The organism is Afipia clevelandensis ATCC 49720, assembly GCF_000336555.1.
GTDB lineage: Bacteria > Pseudomonadota > Alphaproteobacteria > Rhizobiales > Xanthobacteraceae > Afipia > Afipia clevelandensis.
Genome location: NZ_KB375281.1, coordinates 3475718 through 3501919 on the forward strand (window position 1 = coordinate 3475718; position 26202 = coordinate 3501919).

Consider the following 26202-nt stretch of genomic DNA (forward strand, 5'->3'; position numbering starts at 1 on the left):
ATGGCCGAGCAGCATCATCCGCGTCAGTGGTTCGTTCCGGGTATCATCCTGGCGCTCGCCGTCGCGCTGCCATTTGTGGCGCCGACATATTATGTGCAGTTCGCCAGCAAGGCGCTGATCATGGGCGTGCTGGCAATGTCGCTCAATCTGGTGGTCGGCTATGGCGGACTGGTGAGCCTGTGCCATGCGGCGTTCTTTGGTGTCGCGGGCTATGTGCTGGCGCTGGCCTCGCCGAAATATGACCCCGCCTCGCTGTGGTGGACGCTGCCGCTTGCGGTCGCCGCATCGGCCGCCGCGGCGGCGATCATCGGATCGCTGGCGCTGCGCACACGCGGAGTTTACTTCATCATGGTGACGCTGGCGTTCGGCGAAATGCTGTTCTTTCTGTTTCATGACAGCAAGTTCGCCGGCGGCTCCGACGGCGCATTCATTTACAACAAGCCCTCGATAATGCTGGGCAACATCGCGCTGCTCGATCTGGAAAAGCCGCTGACCTACTATTTCGTCGTTCTCGCCGTATTGATCGCGGTCATCGCGTTTCTGACGATGATCGTGCGTTCGCCGTTCGGTCATGCATTGGCGGCGGCCCGCGACAATGAACGCCGCGCCCGCGCGCTCGGCTTTCCGGTTTTTCGCGTGCGGCTGACAGCGTTCGTCATCTCCGGTGCGATAGCAGGTATTGCAGGCTACTTTGCCGCCGCGCAATTCGGCTTTGTCGCGCCGCAGATGCTGGGCTGGCATCTCTCTGCCACTGTGCTGGTGATGGTGCTGATCGGCGGCCAGCGTTCGGTAACGGGACCATTGCTCGGCGCGCTGGTGCTGATCGGGCTGGAGGAAGTGCTGAAAGCGACGACCGAGCACTGGAAACTTGCCGAGGGCCTGATCGTCATCCTGATCGTGCTGGCGCTGCCCAATGGTGTGCGCAATCTGCTCTCCATGGTGCGGGGCGCGCCGCACGAAATCCTCTCCCGCCATGCGAAGAAAGCCGTGACGGAGGCCAATCATGGCTGACCCGGATATTGTGCTCCGCGCCGTCGGCCTGAAGAAGCACTTCGGCGGCCTCGCTGCCGTCTCCGATGTGTCGCTCGATGTTCGTCTCGGTGAAATTCATGCCGTGATCGGACCGAACGGCGCGGGCAAGTCCACGCTGATCAATCTCCTGTCGGGCGATCTCTCGGTGAGCGCCGGCGAGATCATGCTCGGCTCGAGCGATATGACGGGTCTGGGGCCTGACCGGCGCGCCCGCGCGGGGCTTGGCCGCTCCTATCAGAAGACCACGATCTTTCCGCAATTCACCGCGCAGGAAAATGTGCGGCTCGCGGCGCAGGCTCATGCAGCCTCACCGCTGAAGATGTTCGGCGACGTGTTTTCAGATGCCGATATCAACCGCCGGACTCGTGAGGCGCTGGAGCAGGCGGGGTTGACGTCGCGCGCGCAGATGATTGCGACGCATCTGTCTCACGGCGAACAACGCCAGCTCGAAATCGCGATGGTGCTGGCGACGCAGCCGCGCATCATCCTGCTGGATGAGCCGCTGGCGGGCATGGGGCAGGCCGAAGCGCGCAAGGTGGTCGACCTGATTGCCTCGCTGAAAATAGGCCGCGCTGTGCTGGTGGTCGAACACGACATGGATGCGGTGTTTGAGCTCGCCGACCGCCTTACCGTGATGGCGGACGGTCATGTCATCGCCAGCGGCCTGCCGCAGGATGTGCGGGCCGACCCTGCGGTGCGCCTTGCTTATCTCGGCGTTGAGGAGGACGCGATATGAGCGTGCTTCTCGATGTGCAGAAGCTTGAAGCGTTTTACGGCGCGGGGCAGGTGCTGCACGGCGTCGGATTTTCGATCCGCAAGGGCGAACAGGTTGCGCTGCTCGGCCGCAACGGAATGGGCAAGACGACGCTGCTGCGGTCGCTGATGGGTCTGGTCACTGAGCGGCGCGGACAGATCGTGCTCAATGGCCGCGACATCATGCGCGCCGCGCCGGAAAGGATCGCGCGCGCCGGCGTGGCGCTGGTGCCGGAAGGCCGAGGCGTGTTCGGCTCGCTGTCGGTGGTGGAAAATCTCGTCATGGCGGCGCGGCCCGGCATCGACGGGCGCACGGTGTGGACGCTGGAAAAAATCTACGAGCTGTTTCCGCGCCTGCATGCGCGCCGGAGCAACGGCGGGCATCAATTGTCCGGCGGCGAACAGCAGATGCTGACCATCGGCCGCGCGCTGATGACCAATCCCGATCTGATCCTGATTGATGAGGCGACCGAAGGTCTCGCGCCTCTGGTGGCGAAGGACATCTGGAAAACGCTGGGCATCATTCGCGGCGAGGGGGTTGCGACCGTGGTGGTGGACAAGGATTTCCGCGCGCTGTCGCGGATCGCTGACCGGATGGTGATGCTGTCGAAGGGGACTGTGGTGTTCGACGGCACGCCTGCGGAACTGGCGCGCAAGCAGGATCTGCTGGAGCAGCATCTGGGGGTTTGATCGTCATTGCGAGGAGCGGGGCGAAGCAATCCAGCTTTCTGCTCGTCGAAATGGTGGATTGCTTCGCTTCGCTCGCAATGACGAAGTCAATCGCGAACAAATAACCCCGCATCATTCGCCCCGACAACATCCCGCTCCAGCGGCAACGGCCATTGCACCACGAGCTTGCCGATCAGGTCATCCAGGCCATCTTCATCGAAGGCGTCGTAAAACACCGGCGTGTGGGCGCGGGCGATGAAGGCGTGCAGCAGATGCGCGGCGTCGTAGTCGTAAACGATGTCCGTCGGCACGATGCCCTCGCGCCGCATCAGGAAACGGCGGAAGCCGGTCAGCCGCGCATGCGCGCCGTCGAGCGCAGCGAATGACAACACCAGCGTATCGTGGGCGATGCGCGGCCCGTCCTGCATCCTGTCGAGCATCGGCAGGGCGTTGGCGGCGATGACATCGGCAAGGGTACGGAAATCGCCGGAGACATCGTCGGGATGCAGCGTGTTGCGGATCGCGACGATGTTGTTTGCATCGAGCCCGCGTGCCGTGAGCAAATCCCCAAGCGATCTTGCTGTTGAATCTTCTTCAGCAAGTTCGCTGGAAGCCACGCTCATTGCGCGGCGACAACGCGCGGCGCAGCCGTCTTCGCCTGTTTGGCGATCACGGGTGCGACCGTGTCATAAAGACGCGCCGCCGCTTCCTGGATGGTGAGGTCGGCGGTGTCCACCTGTGCGGAGGCGCGCGCATATAGCGGCTCGCGGCTGAGAAGGATGGTGCGCAGCTCCTGCATGTCCGAGCGATCGCTTTCCATCGGCCGCATGTCGCCCTGCTTGCGCACGCGCCCCATGTGTTCTTCCGGCTTGGCGCGCAGCCACACCGTGTAGAACGACGACAGCAAGAGATCGAATGTCACCGGTTCGGAGACGATGCTGCCGCCGGTGGCCAGCACCACAGGCTCGGTGCCGGTCAGCACCTGCGTCAGCGCGGTCTGCTCCATGCGGCGGAAACCTTCCTGGCCGTAGAGCGCCATGATCTCGGCGACGGAGAGACCATTGATCCGCTCGATTTCCTTGTTCAGTTCAACGAAAGGCCAGCCGATGCTCTTCGCCAGCAGCTTGCCGAGGGTGGATTTCCCGGCGCCGCGCAGGCCGATCAGTGCGATGCCCGCGAACTCGCGGCCGTTCCGCGCCGTGCCGTTGCCCGCGAGAATGTCCTTCGCCTGCGCGATCTGCGCCGGCGTCGCGCTGCGGATCAGGTCGCGGATCACCGGCCAGTCCGGCGAGGTCTCCGCGCTCGGGATCAGATCCTCGACCTGCTTGTCCATGGCCGCAGACACACGCCGCAGCAGCACGATGGAGACGTTGCCCTTGCCGCTTTCGAGCTGGGCGATGTAGCGCTCCGAAATCCCCGACGCCTTGGCCAGCACCTTCCGCGACATGCCGCGCATCGCCCGCATGGTGCGGACACGCTGCCCAAGCTGTTCAAGAAACTGGCTTTCCGGTTCTGCCTGCGGGGTCATGCCATCTCAACTCGTGAACCTGAAACATAGTGCCGGAAAAGGTTGACAGCAAGCTCAGGGGGTGACTTTATATGAATTATAATTCTAGAAAAGCTGATCGACAGGGAGATCGTCGTGCGGATTGCGGATGAACCGGACACCCGTCCGGCGTCAAAATCATGGTCGATGTCATGAGCGATTCAGGCGGCGGATACAATGCCGTGACCTATCTGCTCGACCGCAATGTCGATGCAGGACGCGGCGCCAAGGTTGTGTTCCGGGACCCGTTGTCCGAGATCACCTATGGCGAGTTGCAGACCCAGACCCGCAGGCTCGCGAACCTCCTGAAGCGGCTCGATGTCCGCCGGGAAGAGCGGGTCGCGATGATGATGCTCGACACGGTGGATTTTCCCATCGTGTTTCTCGGCAGCATCCGCGCCGGCATCGTGCCGGTACCGCTCAACACGCTGCTGACGCCGGAACAATATGCCTATGTGCTGGCGGATTGCCGCGCGCGGGTTCTTTTCATTTCGGAAGCGCTGCTTCCGGTGGTGAAGGATGTGCTTGGCCGCTTGCCGAATCTGGAGCATGTCGTCGTCTCCGGCGCCAATGCCAACGGATATTTGCTGCTCAGGGACGAGATCGCCAAAGAGAGCGATCAATTTGAAACCGCCGCGACTCATCCGGATGAACCGGCGTTCTGGCTCTATTCGTCGGGTTCGACCGGTATGCCGAAGGGCGTGCGCCATCTGCATTCCAATCTGGAAGCGACGGCGGAAACCTACGCGAAGAAAGTGCTCGGCATTCGCGAGGACGATGTCGGCCTCTCGGCGGCAAAGCTGTTCTTCGCGTATGGCCTCGGCAACGCGCTGACCTTCCCGATGTCGGTGGGCGCGACCACGATCCTCAATCCGGAACGCCCGACGCCGCAGGTGATGTTCGACCTGATCCGCAAGCACGATCCCAGCATTTTCTTCGGCGTGCCGACGCTGTTCGCGGCGATGCTGAACGACGAAGCCTTCAAGAGCGAGCCGCGCACCAAACGTCTGCGGGTCTGCACCTCGGCGGGCGAAGCGTTGCCCGAACTTGTCGGCCAAAGCTGGCAGCAGCGATTCGGCGTCGACATTCTCGATGGTGTCGGCTCTACCGAACTGTTGCACATCTTTCTGTCCAACGCGCCGGGCGACATCAAGTACGGCACATCCGGCAAGCCGGTGCCGGGCTATGCCGTGCGTCTTGTCAATGATGCGGGCGCGGACGTGGCGGACGGCGAGGTTGGCGAGATGATCGTCAATGCGCCCTCCGCAGGTGAAGGCTACTGGAATCAGCGCAGCAAGAGCCGCCAGACTTTTGAAGGCGGCTGGACCCGCACCGGCGACAAATACACGCGCGATGCCGATGGCCGATACACCTACTGCGGCCGTTCCGACGACATGTTCAAGGTGTCGGGCATCTGGGTGTCGCCGTTTGAGGTCGAGAGCGCGCTCATCACGCACCCTTCCGTGGCGGAGGCGGCCGTGGTGCCTGCGGAGGATTCCGAAGGCCTGCTCAAGCCGAAAGCATTCGTGGTGCTGAAGCAGGGCGTGGCGGTGAGCGATCTCAACGGTGCACTGAAAGAGCATGTCAAGCAGAAGATCGGCCCGTGGAAATATCCGCGCTGGATCGAGGTGGTGGAAAGCCTGCCGAAAACCGCGACCGGAAAGATCCAGCGCTTCAAGCTGAGGGATGCAGCGAAGCAATAATTTCGTCATGGCCGGGCTCGTCCCGGTGATGCTGAAGAAGAGGGTCCGGAAGACTGCGCAGGCCTTGCCACACATCCGGTGTCGTCCCCGCGAAGGCGGGGACCCAAAACCACCGGATGTTGTTCGTGGTGCGATGGGAGAGATTGCGTTTTTCTTGGGCGGCTCAGGGATTATGGGTCCCCGCCTTCGCGGGGACGACACAGTGAATGTTGAGGCCTACGATGACACTCCAGCCCACCGGCACGCTGCGCATCGGCGATGCGCAACTCGAATACCGCATGATCGGACCGGCGCCGGATAAAGCGCCGACCATCGTCATGCTGCATGAAGGTCTTGGCTCCGCCGGGCTGTGGGGCGAGTTCCCCGACAAGTTGCAGGCGGCGACCGGCGCGGGCGTGTTCGTCTATTCGCGCGCAGGCTATGGCCGTTCCTCAAAGGCGCAGCTTCCGCGCCCGCTCGATTTCATGGAGATCGAGGCGCTCGATGTGCTGCCGAAGGTGCTCGATGCCATCGGCTTTCGCCGCGGACTTTTGCTCGGCCATTCCGATGGCGCGTCGATCGCCACGCTCTATGCCGGCGGCATTCAGGATCATCGCGTGCGCGGCGTCATCCTGATCGCGCCGCATTTCATGGTCGAGGAGTTCGGTCTCGTGTCGATCAACAAGACGCGGCAGAACTACGACACTGGCGATCTCAAGCCGAAACTCGCGCGCTGGCACGATGACGTCGACAACGCCTTCAATGGCTGGGCGGACGTCTGGCTCGATCCGAAATTCCGCGAATGGGACATTTCGGAATCCCTCGCTTACGTCCGCGTGCCGGTCCAGATCATCCAGGGCACCGAGGATCAGTACGGCACCTTGCGCCACATCGAGATCGCGCAGGAGGAGTGCTACTGCCCGGTGGATGTCACGCTGGTGCCGGTCGCGGGTCACTCCCCGCATCGGGAAGCGGCGGACATCACCCTGAAAGCCGTCGCTGATTTCGCCAACCGCTTGCTGTCCACCCATGGGGAAGGGGTGCTCGGGCGAGCTGCCTGACCATGCAAGAAAATGCATGTTTTTTGGCCCATGGCGCTAGACATGCCTGACGCTCCGCATTATTATGCATTATAATTCAGATTTCAGCCGGATCGAGAGCAGCCAATGGCCCAGGCGGACAGAAAACTCGCCAACAACGCGACCTTCATCGACTTCCAGACCGAGCCCGCAAAATACCGGCACTGGAAGATCGATGTGGCGGGCGATGTCGCCACGCTGACCATGGATGTCGATGAGAACGGCGGCCTGTTCGAGGGCTACCTGCTCAAGCTGAATTCCTACGATCTCGGCGTTGATATCGAACTGGCGGATGCCGTGCAGCGGCTGCGCTTCGAGCATCCGCAGGTGAAGGTGGTGCTGCTGCGCTCGGGCAAGAACCGCGTGTTCTGCGCCGGCGCCAACATCCGCATGCTCGCGGGATCGACCCACGCGCACAAGGTCAACTTCTGCAAGTTCACCAACGAGACCCGCAACGGGCTGGAAGATTCCAGCGAGAATTCCGGCCAGCGGTTCATCTGCGTGGTGAACGGCACCGCGGCGGGCGGCGGCTATGAACTCGCGCTCGCCGCCGATCACATCATCATGGCGGACGACGGGTCCGCAGCGGTTGCGTTGCCCGAAGTGCCGCTGCTGGCGGTGTTGCCGGGCACCGGCGGGCTGACGCGGGTGGTCGACAAGCGCAAGGTCCGCCGCGACCATGCGGATTTCTTCTGCACCATCGAGGAAGGCATCAAGGGCAAGCGCGCCGTGCAGTGGCGGCTGGTGGATGAAATCGTGTCCAACTCGAAACTTGAAGCGAAAGTCGCGGATCGTGCCAGGGAATTCGCCAGCAAATCCGGGCGCAGCGGCGAAGGGCCGGGCATCGCCCTGATGCCGCTCAAGCGCAGTTTCACCGAGGATGGCATTCGCTACGAATTTGTCAGCGTCGATCTCAATCGCGCGGGGCGCATCGCCACCCTCACCATCAAGGCGCCGGAAAGCGCTCCGCCCGCCGATGTCGCGGCCATGACCGCGCAGGGCGCGGCGTTCTGGCCCCTGCAGGTGGCGCGCGAACTCGACGACGCGATCCTGCATCTGCGCATCAACGAACTCGAAATCGCGATGCTGGTGTTCAAGTCGGTGGGCGAGCGCTCCCGCGTGCTGGCCTACGACGAATTTCTCGAAGCCAACAAGGCGAACTGGCTGGTCAACGAGATCCGCCACTACTGGAAGCGCGTGCTCAAGCGCATCGACGTCACCTCGCGCACACTGGTGACGCTGGTCGAGCCCGGCTCATGCTTTGCCGGCACGCTGGCCGAACTCGTGTTCGCGGCGGACCGCTCCTACATGCTGATCGGCGAAAAGCAGGGCGACAACCGCGCGCCGGCGGAGATCGTCCTCAGTTCCGCGAACTTCGGTCCCTATCCCATGAGCCACGGGCTGACGCGGCTGGAATCGCGCTTCCAGGCCGATCCGTCCGACGTTGAAACCGCGAAGGCCCGGATCGGCGAAGCGCTCGATGCCGAGACGGCGGAAGAACTTGGCCTTGTCACCTTCGCGCTCGACGACATCGACTGGGATGATGAAGTGCGGGTGTTCTTCGAGGAGCGCGGCAGTTTCTCGCCGGACAGCCTCACCGGCATGGAAGCGAATCTGCGCTTTGTCGGGCCGGAAACGATGGAATCGAAAATCTTTGCGCGGCTCACGGCGTGGCAGAACTGGATTTTCCAGCGGCCGAATGCGGTCGGCGAGAACGGCGCGCTGCAGCGCTATGGCACCGGCGAGCGTGCGCAATACGACATGACACGGGTTTGAAGTTTAGCCAGCCGCACCAGCGGCCAGCCATCGAGACATAAGTGCGCAACAGGAGCACACCATGAACATCATGAATGTCGACTACACCACCAAGATACCGAACAACGTCAACCTCGCCGAAGACCGTCAGGTGCTGAAAGCGCTGGAGGGCTGGCATCCGGGCTATCTCGACTGGTGGAACGACATGGGCCCGGACGGCTTCCAGGAATCGCTGGTGTACTTGCGCACCGCGATCAGTGTCGATCCGAAGGGCTGGGCCAAGTTCGATTATGTCCGCATGCCGGAATATCGCTGGGGCGTGCTGCTCGCGCCGCAGGATGAGCAGCGCCTTGTCAATTTCGGCCAGCACAAGGGCGAGAAGGCGTGGCAGGAAGTGCCCGGAGAGTATCGCGCGATGCTGCGCCGTCTTGTCGTGATCCAAGGCGACACCGAGCCGGCCTCGGTCGAACAGCAGCGGCATCTCGGGAAGACCGCGCCATCGCTTTACGACATGCGCAACCTGTTTCAGGTCAACGTTGAAGAAGGCCGCCATCTATGGGCGATGGTCTATCTGCTGCAGAAGTATTTCGGCCGTGACGGCCGCGAGGAAGCAGACGATCTGCTGCGCCGCCGCTCCGGCGACGAGGATGCGCCGCGCATGCTCGGCGCGTTCAATGAAGCGACGCCGGACTGGCTGTCGTTCTTCATGTTCACCTTCTTCACCGACCGCGACGGCAAGATGCAGCTCGAGTCGCTGGCGCAGTCGGGCTTCGATCCGCTGTCGCGCACCTGCCGCTTCATGCTGACCGAAGAAGCGCATCACATGTTCGTCGGCGAGACCGGAGTGAGTCGAGTTCTTCAGCGCACCTGCGAGGCGATGAAGGCAGCGGGCATCGAAGATCCGAACGAGATCGAGCGGGTCCGTGCGCTTGGCGTCATCGACCTGCCGACAATGCAAAAGAAGATGAACCTGCACTATTCGCTGTCGCTCGACCTGTTCGGTTCGGAAGTTTCGACCAACGCAGCGAACTTCTACAATGCGGGCCTCAAGGGCCGCTTCCAGGAAACCAAGATCGACGACGATCATCGCCTGACCAATGACATCTACAAGGTGCTCAAGATGGTCGACGGCAAGATCACGCTGGTGGATGAGCCGGCGCTGACCGCGCTCAACATGCGTCTGCGCGACGATTATACCGAGGATTGCGCCAAGGGCGTCGAGCGCTGGAACAAGGTGATCGAAAAGGCGGGCGTGAACTTCCGCCTCGAATTGCCTCATACCGCGTTCCATCGCCAGATCGGTGAATTCGCCAATGTGCAGGCGACGCCGAAGGGCATCATCGTGTCCGACGCCGAATGGGCGAAGGTGCGTGACGATTATCTGCCGTCAACAGCGGACGGCGATTTCATCTCGTCGCTGATGGTGCCGGTGTCCGAGCCGGGCAAGTTCGCCAACTGGATCGCGGCGCCGAAGGTCGGCATCGACAACAAGCCCGGCGATTTTGAATATGTGAAGATCGCGGCGTGATGACGCCGCAGCCATCGAGCCTCATCCTGAGGAGGCCTGCGCAGCAGGCCGTCTCGAAGGGCGAGGTTCGATGACCGCGCAGGACATCTCATGGTTCGAGACGCCGCGAGTGCGGCTCCTCACCATGAGGCTTAGGTGGATGCCATGAACGCTCCCGTCACCGACCTCATCAAACAGCATCTGATCGACCCGGAAATCTGCATTCGCTGCAACACCTGCGAAGAGACATGTCCGGTCGATGCGGTGACGCATGACGGCAACAACTATGTCGTCGACGCCAGCATCTGCAATCACTGCATGGATTGCATTTCGCCCTGTCCCACGGGTTCGATCGACAACTGGCGCGTGGTGTCGAAAGCCTATTCGCTGGAAGAGCAGTACTCTTGGGAAGAGTTGCCGAAGCAGGAAGAAGTTGCCGCAAGCTCAGGCGAGGGCGGCGCTGTCGAGGCGCTCGAAGATGAGGTTTTGAGACTGCTGGAAGAAGCCCGCAAGGGTCTTGGCGGTAAGCCGGTCGCGCCGCATTCCGCCAGCAAGCCGACGGTCAATCTCTACAATCGCGGCAAGCTGGCCGTCGCCACCGTCACCGGAAATTTCCGGCTCACCGATGCCAATGCGGATTCCGACGTGCGGCACATCATTCTGGATTTCGGCGATCAACCGTTTCCCGTGCTGGAAGGCCAGAGCATCGGCATTGTCGCGCCGGGAACCGATGAGAACGGCACGCCCCATGTGGCAAGGCTCTATTCCGTCGCAAGCCCGCGCGGCGGCGAGAAGCCGAACACCAACAATCTCGCGCTGACGGTGAAGCGCGAAGATAAAGGCGTCTGCTCGAATTACCTCTGCGATCTTCCGCGCGGCGCGAAGGTCGAAGTGACGGGTCCTTTCGGCGCGACCTTCCTGATGCCGGATGATCCCGCTGCGAACATCATCATGATCTGCACCGGCACGGGTTCTGCGCCGTTCCGCGGCTTCACCGAACGCCGCCGCCGCGCGATGCCCGACGCACCGGGACGTTTGCTGCTGTTCTTCGGCGCGCGGCGACCTGAAGAACTGCCGTACTTCGGTCCGCTGCAGAAGGTGCCGGAAAAATTGCTGGGCAAGTATTTCTGCTATTCACGCGTGCCGGATCAGCCGCGCGTCTATGTGCAGGATCGGATTCGCGGCGAGATGGCGCAGATCGCCGCCTTGCTGCGCGACGACAAGACCCATGTCTATATCTGCGGCCTGAAGGGCATGGAGACCGGCGTCGATGAAGCCTTCGCGGACGCCTGCCGCGCGGCCTCGATCGACTGGTCGTCACTCAAGCCGCGAATGCGCGAGAGCGGGCGTTATCACGTCGAGACGTATTGAATTTGCTTTAACCCTCTCCCCTTGTGGGAGAGGGTGGTGAAGTTGAGCGAAGCGAAACTGAGCCGGGTGAGGGGCCCTTATCTCACGTAGCGTTCAACCCCTCACCCGCCCTCGTTTCACTCGGGCACCCTCTCCCACAAGGGGAGAGGGGAAATAATCACTCCCCCGCCACCGGCAGGCTGAGATTGGCGTAGACGATGCCGCCGTCCACCGCGATCGAATTGCCGACCACATAGTCGCCCGCGCGGGAGGCGAGATAGATCGCGATGCCTGCCATGTCTTCCGGCCGGCCGATCCGCTTCGACGGAATGCGCTTGGCGACGCTGTCGCCATGGTCGCGCGCCGCGGTGTTCATGTCGGACTCGAACGCGCCGGGGCAGATCGCGGTGACATTGATGTTGTCGTGGATCAGCTTCGCGGCCATGCGGCGGGTGAGGTGGATCACCGCCGCCTTGCTGGCCTGATAGGAGTAGGTCTCGAGCGGATTGACCGAGAGGCCGTCGATGGAGGCGATGTTGATTACCTTGCCGGGCTTGTCCTTGGTGGCTGCGGCGCGCAGCGGCTTGGCCAGCGCCTTGGTCAGGAAGAACAGCGACTTGACGTTGAGGTTCATCACCTTGTCCCAGCCGGCTTCCGGGAATTCGTCGAAGTTTGCGCCCCACGCCGCGCCCGCGTTGTTGACAAGGATGTCGAGCTTCGGCTCGCGCTTGATGATTTCCTCGGCGAGCTTGTTGCAGCCCTCGACGGTGGACATGTCGATGGGCAGTGCGATGCACTCGCCGTCATACGCCGCAGTCAATTCCTTGGCGGTTTCCTCGCACGGTCCGGCCTTGCGCGCGGTAATGTAGACCTTCGATGCGCCGTAAGCGAGAAAGCCGCCGGCGATCATCTTGCCGATGCCGCGCGAACCGCCGGTGACGAGGGCGACGCGGCCCTTGAGTGAAAACATATCCTTGAACATGGTGCCTCCCGTTGTGTTGGCGGCGATATAGCGCCAGCAACACGCGGCGAGTCAAGGAATGGCGGGATTGCAGAACGTGTTTGAAACGTGCTTACGCCGCGTCGACCCGGCGGAAACCGTTCCACATTGCGGTCGCGGCCCCGGAAGTCAGCACCGACAGGAACCGCGCGTTCTGATAGTTGCCGTTCAGCGAGATGCGCGGCAGCGCTGTGAGATGTTCGGCGTTCTCGGTGAAGACCATCCCCGGGCGCGTGGTCACTGCTGTTGAGAATCCGAGTTCGCGCGCCATCGCGAATTCGCGCGCCGCGGCGGCGGTCCTGTCGCCGTAAGGGTATGCGAAATGGCGCGCGCTTTTCTGCAGGTGGCTTTCGATCCGCTCGCGGCTGATGCGCATTTCGCAGGCGGCATTGATGTCGCTTTCCCGCGAAAGGTTGCAATGGCTGATGGTGTGCGCGCCGATGGTGACCAGCGGATCGCCGGCGAATGACCGGAGTTCTCCCCAGGACATGCAAAGCTCTCGCGCAATCGCCGCGTCGTCGACGCCATGGCGCACGCACAGATCGCTCACCGCGCGCTGAACCTCGCCATCATTGGGCAGGGTGCGCAGCCAGTCGTGGATCTGGGCAAAGGCCCGTTGTTTGGCGGCTGCGTCTGCGGCATCAATCGTTTGAACCGCGCCGTCGCGCGTGATCTCGATTGCGTTTGTCCGGGCGATGACGCGCTCCAGCGCCACCCACCACAACCGTCCGGTGCCTTCGGCGAAATCGCTGGCGACATAGACCGTGAGCGGCGCCCTGAATTCGCGCATCACCGGCAGGGCATAATCGCGATTGTCGCGATATCCATCATCGAAGGTGAAGCAGGCGAAGCGCCGGGCGAAGTCGCGTTCGCTCATCCGGCGATGGGCTTCGTCCATCGACACGATATCGACGCCGAGCGAGCGCACATGCGTCAGCACCTCGCGCAGGAAACCTGGCGTGATTTCCAGATGCCGGTTGGGCTGAAACATATCGTCGCGGGCGGGGCGGACGTGGTGCAGCATGAAGATGGTGCCGACGCCTGCCAGCAGCGGCCGCAGCACATGATGCGCGCCGGTGTAGTACAGCGCATCGAGGCCGGCGCGGATGACGTTGTTGCGAAGCTGCTTCATGGCGATGGCGTTTACCGGTCGATGGCCCGGGCCGGTCATTCAGGGTCCGGCTTGAAGATGTGGCAGAAACGGCTGAAGAAACGGTTATCCGGATGGGTGAAACAGCCGCCATGGGGCGCAGCGGACCGGAGGCCCGATGCCGCCCTGCGGCACGGCCGGTTTGTTCATTTCCAGTTTGACACCTTGGCAAGGGTTTGTTTTGTCTGCATTCCGTCAGGCAAAGGTCCGGGATGAGCCGTTTAGCGAGTTGGGCACGGAAGTGGTGGCCGGGGTTGATTCCCCTTGTGCTGCTGTGGTTCGCCGCGATGTGGAACGGCACCGCGCCCCTCGAGGCGGACCTGGCCGCCCGCGCCACCGCCGCGCTGAAGGACACGGTGCTGGACAAGACCAGTATTTCGGCCTCTGGGCGGGACATCCAATTGTCCGCCGAAGCATTTTCCGAAGAAGGCCGCCGCAGTGCGACATCGCTGGTCGAAACGGTCAGTGGCGTTCGGCTGGTGAACGACAACACGCGCCTGGTCCCGGAAGCCAGACCCTTCGTGTGGTCGATCGAGCGCGACGTGGTGCGGGTAACCCTCAGTGGTAATGCGCCTTTGCCGGCGATCAAGTCCAAGCTGATGGATGCCGCCCGCGCGTCGCTCAAGGGGACGGAAATCTCGGATCAGATGACATTGGCCCGGGGTGCTTCGTCGAAATTCGACAATGCGGCGCTGCTGCTGATCGAGCAGGTTGGCAGGCTCAAGGACGGGAAGATCACCCTCAGCGATAGCAGCGTCAGTCTCACCGGCATGGCGCGGGAGCTTGGCAACCGCGAGGCGATACAGGCCGCGCTGAAGAACCTGCCCGAAGGATTTTCCGTCGCGGAGAATGCCATCAAGGCGCCGCCTTATGTTTTCCAGGCGAACAAGGACCCGGTCGCGAACACGGTGACTCTCGCCGGGTATGTGCCGGACAACAATGTGCACGCTGCGATCGTCGCGGCCGTCGGGCGCAAGTTCTTCTCCGAGAAGCTGGTGGACAATCTCAAGGCCAGCATCGGCGCCCCGCCGGGATTCCAGAACGCGGCCATTGCCGCGCTCGGGGCGCTGTCGCGGGTCTCCACCGGCTCGCTGGTGATGTCGGATCGCGAGGTCAAGCTGTCGGGCGATGCGCTGTATGCGGTGGCGGCCGACCAGATCAAGGGTTCGATCGGCGGGGAATTGCCGCAGGGCTGGACGGCCAAGGCCGAGGTTTCGGTCAAGCCGGTGGCCAGCGCGGTCGATCCCACGGTCTGCCAGCAATTGTTCTTCGAGCTTCTGGGCAAGGCCAAGATCAGGTTCGACTCCGGGAAGGCCACCATCGACAAGGACTCCATGGGTCTTCTCGACCGGCTGATCGAGACGGCGCTGCGTTGTCCCACGGCCAACATCGAAGTCGCCGGCCACACTGACAGTGATGGCGACAACACGGCCAACATGGCGCTGTCCGAGAAGCGCGCGCAGGCGGTCGCCGACTATCTGGTCAAGGCCGGCCTGCCGACAGATCGTCTGAGAGCGGTCGGCTATGGCAGTTCGCAGCCTGTTGCAGCCAACGATACGGATGAGGGCAAGGCGAAGAACCGGCGCATCGACTTTGTGGTGAAGTGAGCATGATCTATCTTGCGACATTCAACTGGGGCTGGATGCTGGCATCGGGCGTGCTCGGGCTGGCCATGGGCTGGATCGCCGTCGTGCAGCACGGCGATGGCTGGCCGGTCGTCACGCTGCGCAAATTCATCGTGCTGATCGCGGGTCTGGTTCTCGCCTCGGTGTTTCACCTCCTGCCGGGCCGCTTCGGGTACTGGCTGGATCTCGGTCTCGCCATGCTGGCGGCCTATGTCGCGGGCTGTGCCGTCGGCTCATGGCTGCGCAACCTCGTGGTGTCGCGGCCTGCACCGGCCGCAGATAGATGAGCGGACGTGACGCGCGTTACCGGAACGATTTCCTATCGGCGCGGGGCCGCGCAGGCCAGATCGCCATCAGCCCCGGCATGACGCCTTCGTGACGCATTGCGGCGCGGAACGAAACAGTATTCTTAATGTGACTTCCCGCCCGTGAATGCGTTCAATTCGGCGTTGCCGGCCTCGCGATTGCTTGGCCGGTCTGCTAGGACAGATGGTCGGGAACAGTGCTTGCTGAATTTTGAGGTCTGGATGCTGGAGACACTGCGCGGGGCCATCGCGTATATGCGCGAGAAGCAAATCCTGCACAAACTTGGTGTCGCGATCAGCATCGCGATCATCGCGACAGCCTGCTACATCCTCTATCACATGCTGCAGGGGCTCGATATCGACGACCTCTATTCGGCCCTGCGCGAGACCGAAGTCCGGACCGTCGTCCTCGCCGGGCTGTGCGTCGCGGCGGGCTACTTCACCCTGACATTCTATGACCTGTTCGCACTGCGCGCGATCGGCCGCACCAATGTGCCTTACCGGGTGGCGGCCTTCGCCGGGTTCACCAGCTACTCGATCGGCCATAATGTCGGCGCCAGCGTCTTCACCGGCGGCGTGGTGCGCTATCGCATCTATTCCGCCTGGAATCTGTCGGCGGTGGATGTCGCAAAGGTCTGCTTCCTTGCCGGCCTGACATTCTGGCTCGGCAATGCGGCAGTGCTCGGTCTCGGCGTCGCCTACCATCCGGAAGCCGCCGCCTCCATCGACAAGCTGCCGGTGTGGCTCAACCGCCTCGTGGCGATCTGCATCCTGGTCTGCCTCTGCGCCTATGTGGCGTGGGTCTGGATGAAGCCGCGCGAGGTCGGCCGCGGGAGCTGGTCGGTTTTCCTGCCCGGCGGTCCGCTGACCTTGCTGCAGATACTGATCGGCATTGTCGATCTCGGCTTCTGCGCGCTGGCGATGTACATTCTCGTACCCGATGAACCCCATGTCGGGTTTGTCGTTGTCGCGGTGATTTTCGTGTCGGCGACATTGCTCGGCTTCGCAAGTCATTCCCCGGGCGGGCTCGGCGTATTCGACGCCGCCATGCTGGTCGGGCTGTTTCAGTTCGATCGGGAAGAACTGCTGGCCGGGATGCTGCTGTTCCGGGTGCTGTACTATCTGGTGCCGTTTATTCTTTCTGTCATCTTGCTCTCGCTTCGGGAGCTTATTGTCGGCCTTCGGGCGAAACGGGTATCGGCGGCTCTGAAGCGGCTGGATGAAGCCGCCAAGCCGGGTCCGGGATCTCCCCGTGGATCGGGATCTCCGGTTTCGTAACGGGAACGGGCGTCCTCTTGTGCCGGAACAACGGCGCGCGAAACAGGTGTGACGCATGGCGATGACATCATCGAATTCGGGCTTCGCGCCATGGACGGATCGCTTGCGGCGGTCCGCGATCATTCTGATCGCCACCGCGCTCGGCCTCACCGCTTCAGTCGTGTTCGGCGGGCTGACATTGTCACAGGCCGGGCTGATCTTTGTGGTGATCGGTGGCGCTGCGCTGGTGCCCTGGCATCTGCACCAGTCCGTTCCCGCCAGCGAAGACATGATTGGCGCGCGGCCTGCGGAAACGCCGGTGGTGCAGGCGCTGGTCGGCGGCATGCCGGACGCCGCGGTGCTGCTCGACCGCGCCGGGCGTGTCCTGCATTTCAACACTGCGGCATCCCAGCTCGCGCCAGCCCTGCGCAAGAATGAACTGGCGCTGTTCGCGCTTCGCTCGCCTGAAATCATCGCGGCTCTGCGCGAGGCCATCGCCTCGCGCCAGCCGCAGCGCGCCAGTTATGTCGACCATGTCCCGATCGACCGCTGGATGGAGTTGATCGTCACGCCGGTGTCGTTGCCGACGGCCTTCGGGGGCAGCGAGTACTGCATTCTGATGACATTCCACGACCAGACCGCACTGCGCCGTGTCGAGGAAATGCGCGCCGACTTCGTCGCCAATGCAAGCCACGAATTGCGCACGCCGCTGGCGGCGCTGTCCGGCTTCATCGACACGCTGCAGGGGCCGGCGCGCGACGATCCGAAAGCGCGCGAACGCTTCCTCGGCATCATGCATGCGCAGGCGACGCGCATGGCGCGGCTGATCGACGATCTGCTGTCGCTGTCGCGGGTCGAACTGAGCGCGCATGTCCGGCCGGAGAAACTGGTCGATGTGGTGCCGCTGATCCGTCAGGTGGTCGATGGACTCGAGCCGCTGGCGAGCGAGCGCCAGGTGGCGATCGAACTTCAGCTCCCGTCATCGCCGGTGATCATCGCAGGCGATACCGAGGAATTGCTGCGCCTGTTTGAAAACCTGATCGAGAACGGACTCAAATACGGTGCGTCCGGCGGTCGTGTCGTGGTGTCGCTGACCGAGCCGGACGCGGACGATGCATCCGGCGAAATGCGTGTCGCTGTGCGCGACTTCGGTCCGGGCATCCCGCCCGAGCATCTGCCGCGCCTCACCGAGCGGTTTTACCGCGTCGACGTCGGCGACAGCCGCGCGCAGGGCGGCACCGGCCTTGGCCTGTCGCTGGTCAAGCACATCCTCAACCGTCACCGCGGGCGTCTTCAGATCGAGAGCGTGCCGGGTCAGGGCGCGACCTTCACCGCGTGCTTCCCTGCGATGAAAACGGAGAGCGCCGAGACGGCGGTTGCTGCAAAGGAATAGCGCGGAACGGCACGCCACGGTTTCGCCGCAGGATCGCAAAGCCGCCTTTTGCGGCGAAGTTTGCAACAAAAAAGCCTCATCGAATGATGAGGCTTTTTGCGTCTGATGTGATCGCGAAATTACTTGGCCGGACGCGATCCCCGGCGCCGGTCGCTGGCCGGCTGATAGGCGACGCGCGAGTGATGCGCGCAGTATGGGAGTCCGCCGAGCGCCTTGCCGCCACAGAAGAAGAAGTCTGCGCTGCCCGGATCGCCGACCGGCCAGTGGCAGGTGCTCTCGTTAAGCTCCAGCAGGGTCAGGCGCTGGCTCATCGGCACCACGTTGTCATAGGCAACCGGATCGGGCTCTGCTTCGACCTCGAAGGCATGGGCGAGAGCGGTATTGCCGCGTGACACCGGACGGCTGATGCGCATCATGTGCTGTGCGGGCCGCGCCTTGCGCTGCCGTGGTGCGGCCGAGGACGGGCTCTTGGCGCGGCCGGACAGGCCGAGCCGGTGGACCTTGCCGATGACCGCGTTGCGGGTGATGTTCCCGAGCTCGGCGGCGATCTGGCTTGCCGACAACCCGGCTTCCCAGAGCTTCTTCAACTGTTCTACGCGATCGTCGGTCCAGCTAATTACCGTCATCGCACTTTTCCTTTTGGTCTCGCGCCGGCCAATCCGGACCCGGCGCCGCGATTGCAGATCGTCCAAAATCCCTGTCGGCAGAATCCCTTAGCCCCCGCCGGTTGCATGAAAAGCAACCGGACGTTTACGCCTTACCGAAAGACAAGCGAGGATCAGAACAGCCGCACGAGATATCGTACCCAACGGAAGAGAGGCTACAATATGCCGTGACTCACGCGCAAGAGTCGGGCCTTGTGCGTCCACATGTTCCGGCTTGAAAGCAGATAAATCCGGATTTTTTACGATCCCGGATCGGGCGGTTTTTCCGCTCCGGCGCGCTCGCCGGAGGCCCGAAAACGCAAAAACCACCGGATATTGCGCCATCCGCGCTGCTCTGCCTGGCCTTCAATCCGGGGCCGTGGATTGACACCAATCCCCCCACCAATAGAATGGCCGCAGCGTGCCGCCTTCCATGGGCGGCACGTTTTGTTTCCGGGGCACGCAACCGAGCGAAGACGCTTCAGCGATCGCGATGCTGTTGGCCCCTCAGCCATCAATCAGGTCGCCATGAGCCACACCGCCAAGCCGCATCTCGACTCTCACATGTTGCCGGTTTTTGCCCGCGCGGATGTCGCTTTCGAGCGCGGTGAAGGGCCCTGGCTGATCGCGACCAACGGTGACCGCTATCTCGATTTTACGAGCGGCGTGGCGGTGAACGCACTCGGCCATGCGCATCCGCATCTGGTCGCGGCGCTGCAGGAGCAGGCCGCGAAGCTGTGGCATGTCTCGAACCTGTTCACGATCCCGGAAGGCGAGAAGCTGGCGACGCGGCTGTGCGACGCGAGCTTCGCCGACGTCGCATTCTTCTGCAATTCCGGGGCGGAAGCGATGGAAGCCGCTATCAAGATGGCGCGCAAGTTTCAGGCGGTGAACGGGCATCCGGAGCGCTATCGGCTGATCACGTTTGAAGGCGCGTTTCATGGCCGCACGCTGGCGACGCTCGCCGCAGGCGGTCAGCAGAAATATCTGGAAGGCTTCGGCCCGCGGGTCGACGGGTTCGACCAGGTCCCGCTCGGCGATCTCGAAGCCGTCAAGAAAGCGATCGGCCCGAACACTGCGGGTATCCTGATCGAGCCATGGCAGGGCGAAGGCGGCGTGCGCGCAGCCGATCCGTCATTCTTCCGCGCGTTGCGCCAGCTTTGCGACGACAACAAGCTCGTGCTGGTGTTCGACGAGGTGCAGACCGGCATGGGCCGCGTCGGCTCGCTGTTCGCGTATGAAAAGACCGGTGTGACGCCGGATATCATGGCGCTGGCCAAGGGCATCGCCGGCGGCTTTCCGATGGGTGCGTGCCTCGCCACCGTCAAGGCCGCCGCAGGCATGACGCCCGGCACGCATGGATCGACCTTCGGCGGCAATCTGCTCGCCGCTGCCGTCGGCAATGCGGTTCTCGACGTCATGCTCGCGCCGGGCTTCTTCGCGCATGTGCAGAGGATGTCGCTGCTGCTCAAGCAGAAGCTGGCATCGGTGGTCGATCGCTATCCGGGCGTCGTGAACGAAGTGCGCGGCGACGGTCTTCTGATCGGCATCAAGGCGGTCGTGCCTGCCGGCGACGTGATCAATGCCTTGCGCGACGAGAAGCTGCTGACGGTCGCCGCGGGCGATAACGTGGTGCGCTTTCTGCCGCCGCTGATCGTCAATGAAACGGAAATCGAGGACGCGGTGATGCGTCTTGAACGCGCCTGCACACGCATTGCCCGCATGTCCGCGCAAAGCGAGGCCGTGTAATGACAAAGCTGTCCAATCAGCCGCGGCATTTCCTCGATCTGTTCGATGTTTCGACGCAGGATCTGCGGACTATTCTCGACGCCAGCCTCGCGATGAAAAAGCGGCGCAAGGCCGGTGAGGTCTCCAGCAAGCCGCTGGCCGACAAGACGCTGGCGATGATTTTCGACAAGCCGTCGACCCGCACCCGCGTATCGTTCGATGTCGGCATGCGTCAGCTCGGCGGCGAAGCCATCATGCTGACCGGCGCGGAAATGCAGCTCGGACGCGGCGAGACCATCGCGGATACCGCGCGGGTGCTGTCACGGTTCGTCGATGCCATCATGATCCGGATTCTCAATCACGAGGCGCTGACCGAGCTCGCCGCCCATGCGACGGTTCCGGTGATCAACGGGCTGACCCGCCGCTCGCATCCCTGTCAGGTGATGGCGGACGTGATGACGTTCGAGGAGCATCTCGGACCGATCAAGGGCCGCACCGTGTCCTGGGTCGGCGACGACAACAATGTGCTGGCCTCATGGGCTCACGCCGCGGAGCGCTTCGGGTTCAACCTGCGCGTGGCGACGCCGCCGGAACTGGCGCCGAACAAGATGCTGAAGGACTGGATCAAGTCCACCGGCGCACCGGTGGTACTCGGCACCAAACCCGATGAGATGGTGCGCGGCGCCGATTGCGTGGTCACCGACACCTGGGTCTCGATGGGCGACAAGGAAGGCGAGCACCGTCATAACGTGCTGAGGCCGTACCAGGTCAACGAGAAACTGATGTCGCTGGCCAATCCGAATGCGATCTTTATGCATTGCCTGCCGGCGCATCGCGGCGAGGAGGTCACCGACGCGGTGATCGACGGGCCGCAGTCGGTCGTGTTCGACGAGGCGGAAAACCGCCTGCATGCACAGAAGGGCATTCTGGCCTGGTGCCTGCACGCCATTTGATGTGGCCGGTGTGAGACCGGGCCGGTTTCCGCCGATCCCTTTTTTGTGAGCCGAGGCTCCCTATATGGGAGCGATACCTCAGCTTGACCCGCCACCCCCTTGGGCCGAAGCTCGAACCGAAAGGTTCCGGGCTCTCATTCCAATTCGCATTCCTGACGAAAGTACGTCCGCTATGACTTCCGAAAGCCAAATCCGTGCCCCCTCCGCGACGCCGGTCGATGATGCGGTGCTGCCTTTCGAGGTCAGCGCGCTGGATATCCGCGGCCGCCTGACGAAGATGGGTCCGGCGCTCGACGAGATTCTGACCAAGCACGATTATCCGGCCCCCGTCAGCAAGCTGCTTGGCGAGGCCATTGTGCTGACCACGCTGCTCGGGTCGGCGCTGAAGTTCGACGGCCGCTTCATTCTGCAGACCCAGACCGATGGCCCGGTGTCGATGATCATTGTCGACTTTCAGTCGCCGGACCGTCTGCGCGCCTATGCCCGCTATGATGCCGCGAGGCTTCAGGCAGGACAGGATTCGGCGGCGCTGCTCGGTCATGGCCATCTCGCCATGACCATTGATCAGGGGCCGGACATGAGCCGCTATCAGGGGCTTGTGAAGCTGGAAGGCGGCAATCTGGAGGATGCGGCGCATGAATACTTCCTGCGCTCGGAACAGATTCCGACCCAGGTGCGGCTCGCTGTTGGCGAGGAATTTCGCGGCGGCGACGGCCCGAAGCATCGCTGGCGTGGCGGCGGCATGCTGATCCAATTCCTGCCGAAGGCGCCCGAGCGCGCGCGGCAGGCGGATCTGCACCCGGGCGATGCGCCGGAAGGCACCGCTGCTCATACTGTGGAAGAAGACGATGCATGGACCGAGAGCCGCGCGCTGTTCGGGACGATCGAGGACGTTGAACTGATCGACCCCGATCTGTCCGGTGAACGGCTGCTGTTCCGGCTGTTTCACGAACGCGGTGTGCGGGTCTATCCAGTGCAGCCGATCCACGCGCAATGCTCCTGCTCGCGCGATGCGGTCGCGAACATGCTCAAGAGCTTCTCGGCGAAGGATCGCGCCGACATGGTCGAGAACGGCAGGGTGGCGGTGACCTGCGAGTTCTGCAGTTCGACCTATGAATTCACACCGGAAGAGGCGGAAGCTGTTCCGGCGGCTGAATAAGCGACATTCTCCGGATCACGGAGAATGTCAGTTCAGCGTGCGCCTGATGTTCGGACTGTCGAGCGAAAAGGCGGGGATGTCGATCTCGAACGGCTCTCCGCTTTCGGTCACCATCTGGTAGCTTCCGGTCATGAAGCCGGATGGCGTCTGCAGCGGCACGCCGCTGGTGTACTCGAAGCGTTCGCCCGGCTCGAGCACGGGTTGTTCCCCGACCACGCCTTCGCCGCGCACTTCCTGACTGCGTCCCGTGCCATCGGTGATGATCCAGTGCCGGGTCTTGAGCTGGACGGTCTCGGGCCCTGAATTGACGATCACAATCGTATAGGCCCAGAAGAACCGGCCGTCCTCCGCCGAGGAGCGCTCGGGCAGGAAGGCTGGTTCAACGATGACTTCGATGTGCCTGGTCACGGCGCGGTACATGGCATCCGTCCATATTCGGATCATACAATAACAGACTCCCGATTTCTTGCGTAGGCGCGAGACACTGCATTTCGGAGGCGTCGTCTTTTCAGGGCCGCCTGTTCAGGCTACGAAACCGCCCGATTGTGGTTTCAACATTCTTGTGATCCAGCATTCCCGGGGGCGGCGTGTCCAATGGAATACCTGCAATTTGCCGGCCGCTCCGATCTTCCCTAGAATTGAAGCGCTGGCGGTGGAACTGGACCGGACGGAATGACGTTTGTGACGACCGAGATGACCGATCAGGCTGTTGCAAAGGCGCCCGCCGCCAAAGCTGTGGTTCTTCCCGTTGCGGCGGGGGAGCGCGAGCTGCGGCTCGATCTGTTTCGCGGCATGGCGCTGTGGCTGATTTTTGTCGATCATCTTCCCCCGAACATTCTGACGTGGTTCACGATCCGGAACTACGGCTTCAGTGACGCCACCGAGATTTTCATTTTCATCTCGGGATATACCGCCGCGTTCGTCTACAGTCGCGCGATGCTCGATCGCGGCTTCGTGGTGGCGAGCGCGCGCATCTTCAAACGGGTCTGGCAGATTTACGTCGCGCACGTCTTCCTGTTCACGATCTATCTCGCGGAAATTTCCTATATCGCGACCAAGTTCGACAACCCGCTCTATGCGGAAGAAATGGGAATTCTGGATTTTCTCAAGCAGCCGGACGTCACGATCGTGCAGGCGCTGCTGCTGAAATTCCGGCCCGTCAATATGGACGTGCTGCCGCTCTATATCGTGCTGATGATCTTTCTGCCGCTGATCATCTGGCTGATGCAGCGCAAGGCGGATCTTGCGTTGGGGCTCTCGGTCGTGCTCTACGCGCTGACCTGGGAGTTCGATTGGTATCTTCCAGCCTATCCGAACGGAACGTGGTTCTTCAATCCGTTCGCCTGGCAGTTGCTGTTCGTGTTCGGCGCGTGGTGCGCGCTGGGCGGCGCCAGACGCATGACGCGCATTCTGTCGTCGCCGGTGACGCTCTGGCTTTGCGTGGCCTATCTCGTTTTCGCGTTCTGCGTGACGCTGACCTGGCATGTGCCGCGGCTGAATGTGTTCATGCCGCGCTGGCTGGAAAGCTGGATGTATCCGATCAACAAGACCGACCTCGATGTGCTGCGCTTCATCCATTTCCTGGCGCTTGCGGCGCTGACCGTACATTTCATTCCCGCGAACTGGCCGGGCCTGAAATCACGCTGGCTGCGCCCCGTGATCCAGTGCGGTCAGCATTCGCTCGAGATTTTCTGCCTCGGCGTGTTTCTCGCATTTGCGGGACATTTCATTCTCGCGGAAGTCTCCGGCGGCGCGTGGATGCATTTCTTCGTCAGCGTGGCGGGCATCGTCATCATGTCGGCCGCCGCCGCGCTGTTTTCGTGGTATAAGGGCGAGGTCAGCAAGAGCGGCAAACGCGCGAAAAGCGCAGACGGCGATGCCGACCTCGCCGGAGGCGGGTCATGAAAGCAACATGGGCGACAAGCCTGTTGGCAATCCTTCTGATCGCCGCGCCGGCGCGCGCGGAGGATACGCCCGGCTGCGCGGTACCGGCTTATCTTCTCACCACCGAGAGCGTGCTCCCGAAAGTCGCCGACGCGATCAAGATGCGAAAGCGGCTGGACATCCTTGTGGTCGGCAGCGGATCGTCGGCGCTGCCCGGAGCCGACGGCGTCAGCATGTCGTACCCGGCCCGTACCGAGGCGGCGCTGCGCGAGCAGCTTGCGGGAGTTGCGGTCAACATCAGGACGGACCTGCGGCCCAAGAAGACGGCGGCTGAGGCCGCGCAGAACTTCGGTCAGATCATCGACAAGCTGCCGCCGGACCAGAAGCCTGATCTTGTGATCTGGCAGACCGGCACCGTGGATGCCATCCGCTCGGTCGATCCGGACGATTTCCGCACCGCGCTGGATACCGGAATCGAGGCTCTGCAGAAGGCCGGTCCCGACGTGCTGATGATGAATCTTCAATACAATCCGCGCATGGAGACGATGCTCTCGGTCGGTCCGTACAACGATACGATACGTGTCGCCGCACAGCAGCACGAGGTGCCGGTGTTCGATCGCTTCTCGATCATGCGGCACTGGAACGACGCCGGTGACTTCGATCTGTTCGGTTCGGTCCATGGCTACGGCATGGCGAAGCGGGTGCATGATTGCATCGGGCGCGCGCTCGCAGCGATGATTGTGGAAGCCTCGCGCATCAATCCGGCGGAGCTGAGGATTCAGCGTTGATCCGATCCTGTTTTCGCTGCGCAGTTCTTGCCGCGACGATCTGTGGTTTCGCCGCGCCCTATTCCGCCTTGGGGCAAACCAACCCGCTTGGCGCTGCGCCGCCCCAGAAGGGGCTCGCCACCAAGGCCATCGAGGCCGCGAAAGGCGCGGCCAGTGCGGCGGGAGACATTCTCACCCGTGTGCCATGTCTTCCGGCCAAGGGCCTGAACGATGTCCCGGGATCGCTGCCGCGTGTGGCGCGGCGGATCGCGGCTGACGAGCCGGTGACCATCGTGGCGTTCGGCTCGTCGACCACCGTGGGATACGGGACATCCTCGCCGGCCTATACCTATCCGAACCGTCTGGCGGATCAGCTCCGCCGCAAGTTTCCGACATCCGACATCACGATCATCAATCGCGGGATGGGCGGGCAGGATGCGCCGGAAATGATGAAGCGGTTCGATGCCGCCGTTCTCGCCGCCGATCCTGATCTTGTGATCTGGCAACTCGGGACCAACACCGTCGTCAAGGGCAATGAGAGCGATGTCGCTGCGACAGCGGCGCTGCTGGAAGACGGGATTGCGCAGCTTCAGGCACGCGGCGTCGATGTGGTCCTGATTGATCCGCAATACGTTCCGGCGGTGACCGCGAAAACCGAGAATGCCAGCCGCATGGTCAAGCTGCTCGGCGATGTCGCCAGGTTGAAGAACATTTCGGTGTTTCCGCGTTTTGAAGTCATGCGGCAATGGCACGAGGACGAGAAGCTGCCGTTCGACAAGTTCGTCATCGGGGACGGATTGCACATGAACGACTGGGGCTATGCCTGTTTCGCCCAGTTGCTGGGCGACACCATCATCAAGTCGGTCGGGCAGGTGAAGGCGGGGGTCAACATTCCCGGCAACATCATGACCTATCGGCCGATGTGAGATAAACAAGACTTCGTCATTGCGAGCGAAGCGAAGCA

General features: G+C 62.7%; 24 protein-coding genes. 18 read left to right on the forward strand and 6 right to left on the reverse strand.

The window, feature by feature from the left end:
• From HMPREF9696_RS16625 to HMPREF9696_RS16635, 3 genes are read left to right on the forward strand one after another with little or no spacing between them, the layout of a single operon-like run.
• The gene (locus HMPREF9696_RS16625; RefSeq protein ID WP_002714202.1) at window positions 1-1011 is read left to right on the forward strand and encodes a branched-chain amino acid ABC transporter permease; all 1011 of its coding nucleotides are present in this window, start codon (window positions 1-3) and stop codon (window positions 1009-1011) included.
• Window positions 1004-1768 (forward strand): ABC transporter ATP-binding protein, encoded by a 765-nt coding sequence (locus HMPREF9696_RS16630; RefSeq protein WP_002714203.1) that lies wholly within the window; start codon window positions 1004-1006, stop codon window positions 1766-1768. Before HMPREF9696_RS16625 ends, HMPREF9696_RS16630 begins: the two co-directional genes overlap by 8 nt.
• The gene (locus HMPREF9696_RS16635) at window positions 1765-2475 is read left to right on the forward strand and encodes an ABC transporter ATP-binding protein (protein ID WP_002714204.1); all 711 of its coding nucleotides are present in this window, start codon (window positions 1765-1767) and stop codon (window positions 2473-2475) included. Before HMPREF9696_RS16630 ends, HMPREF9696_RS16635 begins: the two co-directional genes overlap by 4 nt.
• Window positions 2476-2561: 86 nt before the next feature.
• Here HMPREF9696_RS16635 and HMPREF9696_RS16640 read toward each other — a convergent pair whose 3' ends face one another.
• Together HMPREF9696_RS16640 and HMPREF9696_RS16645 are read right to left on the reverse strand one after the other, a co-directional pair.
• Complete coding sequence (locus HMPREF9696_RS16640) at window positions 2562-3077, reverse strand: hypothetical protein (RefSeq protein ID WP_002714205.1); 516 nt, start codon at window positions 3075-3077, stop codon at window positions 2562-2564.
• On the reverse strand, window positions 3074-3982 hold the full coding sequence (locus HMPREF9696_RS16645; protein ID WP_002714206.1) for a helix-turn-helix transcriptional regulator: 909 nt from the start codon (window positions 3980-3982) through the stop codon (window positions 3074-3076). The genes HMPREF9696_RS16640 and HMPREF9696_RS16645 overlap by 4 nt, the downstream gene beginning before the upstream one ends.
• A gap of 170 nt (window positions 3983-4152) precedes the next feature.
• Here HMPREF9696_RS16645 and HMPREF9696_RS16650 point away from each other — a divergent pair, with 170 nt between their 5' ends.
• The 5 genes from HMPREF9696_RS16650 to boxA all read left to right on the forward strand — a co-directional run bounded on the left by HMPREF9696_RS16650 (window position 4153) and on the right by boxA (window position 11394).
• Window positions 4153-5703: a benzoate-CoA ligase family protein gene (locus tag HMPREF9696_RS16650; protein WP_040302123.1), complete on the forward strand. Its 1551-nt coding sequence runs from the start codon at window positions 4153-4155 to the stop codon at window positions 5701-5703.
• Window positions 5704-5924: 221 nt separating this feature from the next.
• On the forward strand, window positions 5925-6743 hold the full coding sequence (locus HMPREF9696_RS16655; RefSeq protein ID WP_002714208.1) for an alpha/beta fold hydrolase: 819 nt from the start codon (window positions 5925-5927) through the stop codon (window positions 6741-6743).
• Window positions 6744-6848: 105 nt separating this feature from the next.
• A complete protein-coding gene (gene boxC / locus HMPREF9696_RS16660) occupies window positions 6849-8537 on the forward strand; it encodes a 2,3-epoxybenzoyl-CoA dihydrolase (protein WP_002714209.1) in 1689 nt (562 codons plus the stop codon).
• Between the two features lie 61 nt (window positions 8538-8598).
• Entirely contained in the window at window positions 8599-10044 is a 1446-nt protein-coding gene (gene boxB / locus HMPREF9696_RS16665; protein ID WP_002714210.1) for a benzoyl-CoA 2,3-epoxidase subunit BoxB, read from the forward strand.
• A gap of 144 nt (window positions 10045-10188) precedes the next feature.
• Window positions 10189-11394, forward strand: a complete 1206-nt coding sequence (boxA, locus tag HMPREF9696_RS16670) for a benzoyl-CoA 2,3-epoxidase subunit BoxA (RefSeq protein ID WP_002714211.1) — start codon at window positions 10189-10191, stop codon at window positions 11392-11394.
• Window positions 11395-11551: 157 nt separating this feature from the next.
• Here the strand turns inward: boxA and HMPREF9696_RS16675 are convergent, their stop codons facing one another.
• Complete coding sequence (locus HMPREF9696_RS16675; protein WP_002714212.1) at window positions 11552-12355, reverse strand: SDR family NAD(P)-dependent oxidoreductase; 804 nt, start codon at window positions 12353-12355, stop codon at window positions 11552-11554.
• A gap of 91 nt (window positions 12356-12446) precedes the next feature.
• Window positions 12447-13505 (reverse strand): polysaccharide deacetylase family protein, encoded by a 1059-nt coding sequence (locus HMPREF9696_RS16680; RefSeq protein ID WP_040302125.1) that lies wholly within the window; start codon window positions 13503-13505, stop codon window positions 12447-12449.
• 230 nt (window positions 13506-13735) lie between these two features.
• On the opposite strand from HMPREF9696_RS16680, the gene HMPREF9696_RS16685 reads away from it, so the two are divergent.
• The 4 genes from HMPREF9696_RS16685 (at window position 13736) to HMPREF9696_RS16700 (ending at window position 18103) form a co-directional block, all read left to right on the forward strand.
• A complete protein-coding gene (locus tag HMPREF9696_RS16685; RefSeq protein WP_002714214.1) occupies window positions 13736-15130 on the forward strand; it encodes an OmpA family protein in 1395 nt (464 codons plus the stop codon).
• A 2-nt stretch (window positions 15131-15132) separates the two neighbouring features.
• Window positions 15133-15435 carry a hypothetical protein gene (locus HMPREF9696_RS16690; RefSeq protein WP_002714215.1) on the forward strand — a complete coding sequence of 101 codons (303 nt, stop codon included), beginning with the start codon at window positions 15133-15135 and terminating at the stop codon, window positions 15433-15435.
• A 240-nt stretch (window positions 15436-15675) separates the two neighbouring features.
• Window positions 15676-16731, forward strand: coding sequence for a lysylphosphatidylglycerol synthase domain-containing protein (locus tag HMPREF9696_RS16695; protein ID WP_002714216.1), 1056 nt, complete (start codon window positions 15676-15678; stop codon window positions 16729-16731).
• A gap of 55 nt (window positions 16732-16786) precedes the next feature.
• A complete protein-coding gene (locus HMPREF9696_RS16700; RefSeq protein ID WP_002714217.1) occupies window positions 16787-18103 on the forward strand; it encodes an ATP-binding protein in 1317 nt (438 codons plus the stop codon).
• A 119-nt stretch (window positions 18104-18222) separates the two neighbouring features.
• Here the strand turns inward: HMPREF9696_RS16700 and HMPREF9696_RS16705 are convergent, their stop codons facing one another.
• A complete protein-coding gene (locus HMPREF9696_RS16705; protein ID WP_002714218.1) occupies window positions 18223-18729 on the reverse strand; it encodes a GcrA family cell cycle regulator in 507 nt (168 codons plus the stop codon).
• 546 nt (window positions 18730-19275) lie between these two features.
• Here HMPREF9696_RS16705 and HMPREF9696_RS16710 point away from each other — a divergent pair.
• The 3 genes from HMPREF9696_RS16710 (at window position 19276) to HMPREF9696_RS16720 (ending at window position 22587) form a co-directional block, all read left to right on the forward strand.
• A complete protein-coding gene (locus HMPREF9696_RS16710; RefSeq protein ID WP_002714219.1) occupies window positions 19276-20496 on the forward strand; it encodes an aspartate aminotransferase family protein in 1221 nt (406 codons plus the stop codon).
• Entirely contained in the window at window positions 20496-21428 is a 933-nt protein-coding gene (gene argF, locus HMPREF9696_RS16715) for an ornithine carbamoyltransferase (protein ID WP_002714220.1), read from the forward strand. Before HMPREF9696_RS16710 ends, argF begins: the two co-directional genes overlap by 1 nt.
• A 172-nt stretch (window positions 21429-21600) precedes the next feature.
• The gene (locus HMPREF9696_RS16720; RefSeq protein ID WP_009734971.1) at window positions 21601-22587 is read left to right on the forward strand and encodes an Hsp33 family molecular chaperone; all 987 of its coding nucleotides are present in this window, start codon (window positions 21601-21603) and stop codon (window positions 22585-22587) included.
• Between the two features lie 27 nt (window positions 22588-22614).
• On the opposite strand, the gene apaG is transcribed toward HMPREF9696_RS16720, so the two are convergent.
• Entirely contained in the window at window positions 22615-23007 is a 393-nt protein-coding gene (apaG, locus tag HMPREF9696_RS16725) for a Co2+/Mg2+ efflux protein ApaG (protein WP_002714222.1), read from the reverse strand.
• A 252-nt stretch (window positions 23008-23259) separates the two neighbouring features.
• Between apaG and HMPREF9696_RS16730 the strand changes: the two genes are divergently transcribed.
• From HMPREF9696_RS16730 to HMPREF9696_RS16740, 3 genes are read left to right on the forward strand one after another with little or no spacing between them, the layout of a single operon-like run.
• Complete coding sequence (locus HMPREF9696_RS16730; protein ID WP_002714223.1) at window positions 23260-24492, forward strand: OpgC domain-containing protein; 1233 nt, start codon at window positions 23260-23262, stop codon at window positions 24490-24492.
• Window positions 24489-25259, forward strand: a complete 771-nt coding sequence (locus HMPREF9696_RS16735) for an SGNH/GDSL hydrolase family protein (RefSeq protein WP_002714224.1) — start codon at window positions 24489-24491, stop codon at window positions 25257-25259. The genes HMPREF9696_RS16730 and HMPREF9696_RS16735 overlap by 4 nt, the downstream gene beginning before the upstream one ends.
• On the forward strand, window positions 25256-26164 hold the full coding sequence (locus tag HMPREF9696_RS16740) for an SGNH/GDSL hydrolase family protein (protein WP_002714225.1): 909 nt from the start codon (window positions 25256-25258) through the stop codon (window positions 26162-26164). The genes HMPREF9696_RS16735 and HMPREF9696_RS16740 overlap by 4 nt, the downstream gene beginning before the upstream one ends.
• Window positions 26165-26202 lie beyond the last annotated feature (38 nt).

What these genes read in the sequence shown, in the direction of transcription:
- HMPREF9696_RS16625 (WP_002714202.1), top strand. Translation starts at nt 1, where the DNA reads ATGGCCGAGCAGCATCATCCGCGTCAGTGGTTCGTTCCGGGTATCATC.
- HMPREF9696_RS16630 (WP_002714203.1), top strand. Translation starts at nt 1,004, where the DNA reads ATGGCTGACCCGGATATTGTGCTCCGCGCCGTCGGCCTGAAGAAGCAC.
- HMPREF9696_RS16635 (WP_002714204.1), top strand. Translation starts at nt 1,765, where the DNA reads ATGAGCGTGCTTCTCGATGTGCAGAAGCTTGAAGCGTTTTACGGCGCG.
- HMPREF9696_RS16640 (WP_002714205.1), bottom strand. Translation starts at nt 3,077, where the DNA reads ATGAGCGTGGCTTCCAGCGAACTTGCTGAAGAAGATTCAACAGCAAGA.
- HMPREF9696_RS16645 (WP_002714206.1), bottom strand. Translation starts at nt 3,982, where the DNA reads ATGACCCCGCAGGCAGAACCGGAAAGCCAGTTTCTTGAACAGCTTGGG.
- HMPREF9696_RS16650 (WP_040302123.1), top strand. Translation starts at nt 4,153, where the DNA reads ATGAGCGATTCAGGCGGCGGATACAATGCCGTGACCTATCTGCTCGAC.
- HMPREF9696_RS16655 (WP_002714208.1), top strand. Translation starts at nt 5,925, where the DNA reads ATGACACTCCAGCCCACCGGCACGCTGCGCATCGGCGATGCGCAACTC.
- boxC (WP_002714209.1), top strand. Translation starts at nt 6,849, where the DNA reads ATGGCCCAGGCGGACAGAAAACTCGCCAACAACGCGACCTTCATCGAC.
- boxB (WP_002714210.1), top strand. Translation starts at nt 8,599, where the DNA reads ATGAACATCATGAATGTCGACTACACCACCAAGATACCGAACAACGTC.
- boxA (WP_002714211.1), top strand. Translation starts at nt 10,189, where the DNA reads ATGAACGCTCCCGTCACCGACCTCATCAAACAGCATCTGATCGACCCG.
- HMPREF9696_RS16675 (WP_002714212.1), bottom strand. Translation starts at nt 12,355, where the DNA reads ATGTTCAAGGATATGTTTTCACTCAAGGGCCGCGTCGCCCTCGTCACC.
- HMPREF9696_RS16680 (WP_040302125.1), bottom strand. Translation starts at nt 13,505, where the DNA reads ATGAAGCAGCTTCGCAACAACGTCATCCGCGCCGGCCTCGATGCGCTG.
- HMPREF9696_RS16685 (WP_002714214.1), top strand. Translation starts at nt 13,736, where the DNA reads ATGAGCCGTTTAGCGAGTTGGGCACGGAAGTGGTGGCCGGGGTTGATT.
- HMPREF9696_RS16690 (WP_002714215.1), top strand. Translation starts at nt 15,133, where the DNA reads ATGATCTATCTTGCGACATTCAACTGGGGCTGGATGCTGGCATCGGGC.
- HMPREF9696_RS16695 (WP_002714216.1), top strand. Translation starts at nt 15,676, where the DNA reads ATGCTGGAGACACTGCGCGGGGCCATCGCGTATATGCGCGAGAAGCAA.
- HMPREF9696_RS16700 (WP_002714217.1), top strand. Translation starts at nt 16,787, where the DNA reads ATGGCGATGACATCATCGAATTCGGGCTTCGCGCCATGGACGGATCGC.
- HMPREF9696_RS16705 (WP_002714218.1), bottom strand. Translation starts at nt 18,729, where the DNA reads ATGACGGTAATTAGCTGGACCGACGATCGCGTAGAACAGTTGAAGAAG.
- HMPREF9696_RS16710 (WP_002714219.1), top strand. Translation starts at nt 19,276, where the DNA reads ATGAGCCACACCGCCAAGCCGCATCTCGACTCTCACATGTTGCCGGTT.
- argF (WP_002714220.1), top strand. Translation starts at nt 20,496, where the DNA reads ATGACAAAGCTGTCCAATCAGCCGCGGCATTTCCTCGATCTGTTCGAT.
- HMPREF9696_RS16720 (WP_009734971.1), top strand. Translation starts at nt 21,601, where the DNA reads ATGACTTCCGAAAGCCAAATCCGTGCCCCCTCCGCGACGCCGGTCGAT.
- apaG (WP_002714222.1), bottom strand. Translation starts at nt 23,007, where the DNA reads ATGTACCGCGCCGTGACCAGGCACATCGAAGTCATCGTTGAACCAGCC.
- HMPREF9696_RS16730 (WP_002714223.1), top strand. Translation starts at nt 23,260, where the DNA reads ATGACGTTTGTGACGACCGAGATGACCGATCAGGCTGTTGCAAAGGCG.
- HMPREF9696_RS16735 (WP_002714224.1), top strand. Translation starts at nt 24,489, where the DNA reads ATGAAAGCAACATGGGCGACAAGCCTGTTGGCAATCCTTCTGATCGCC.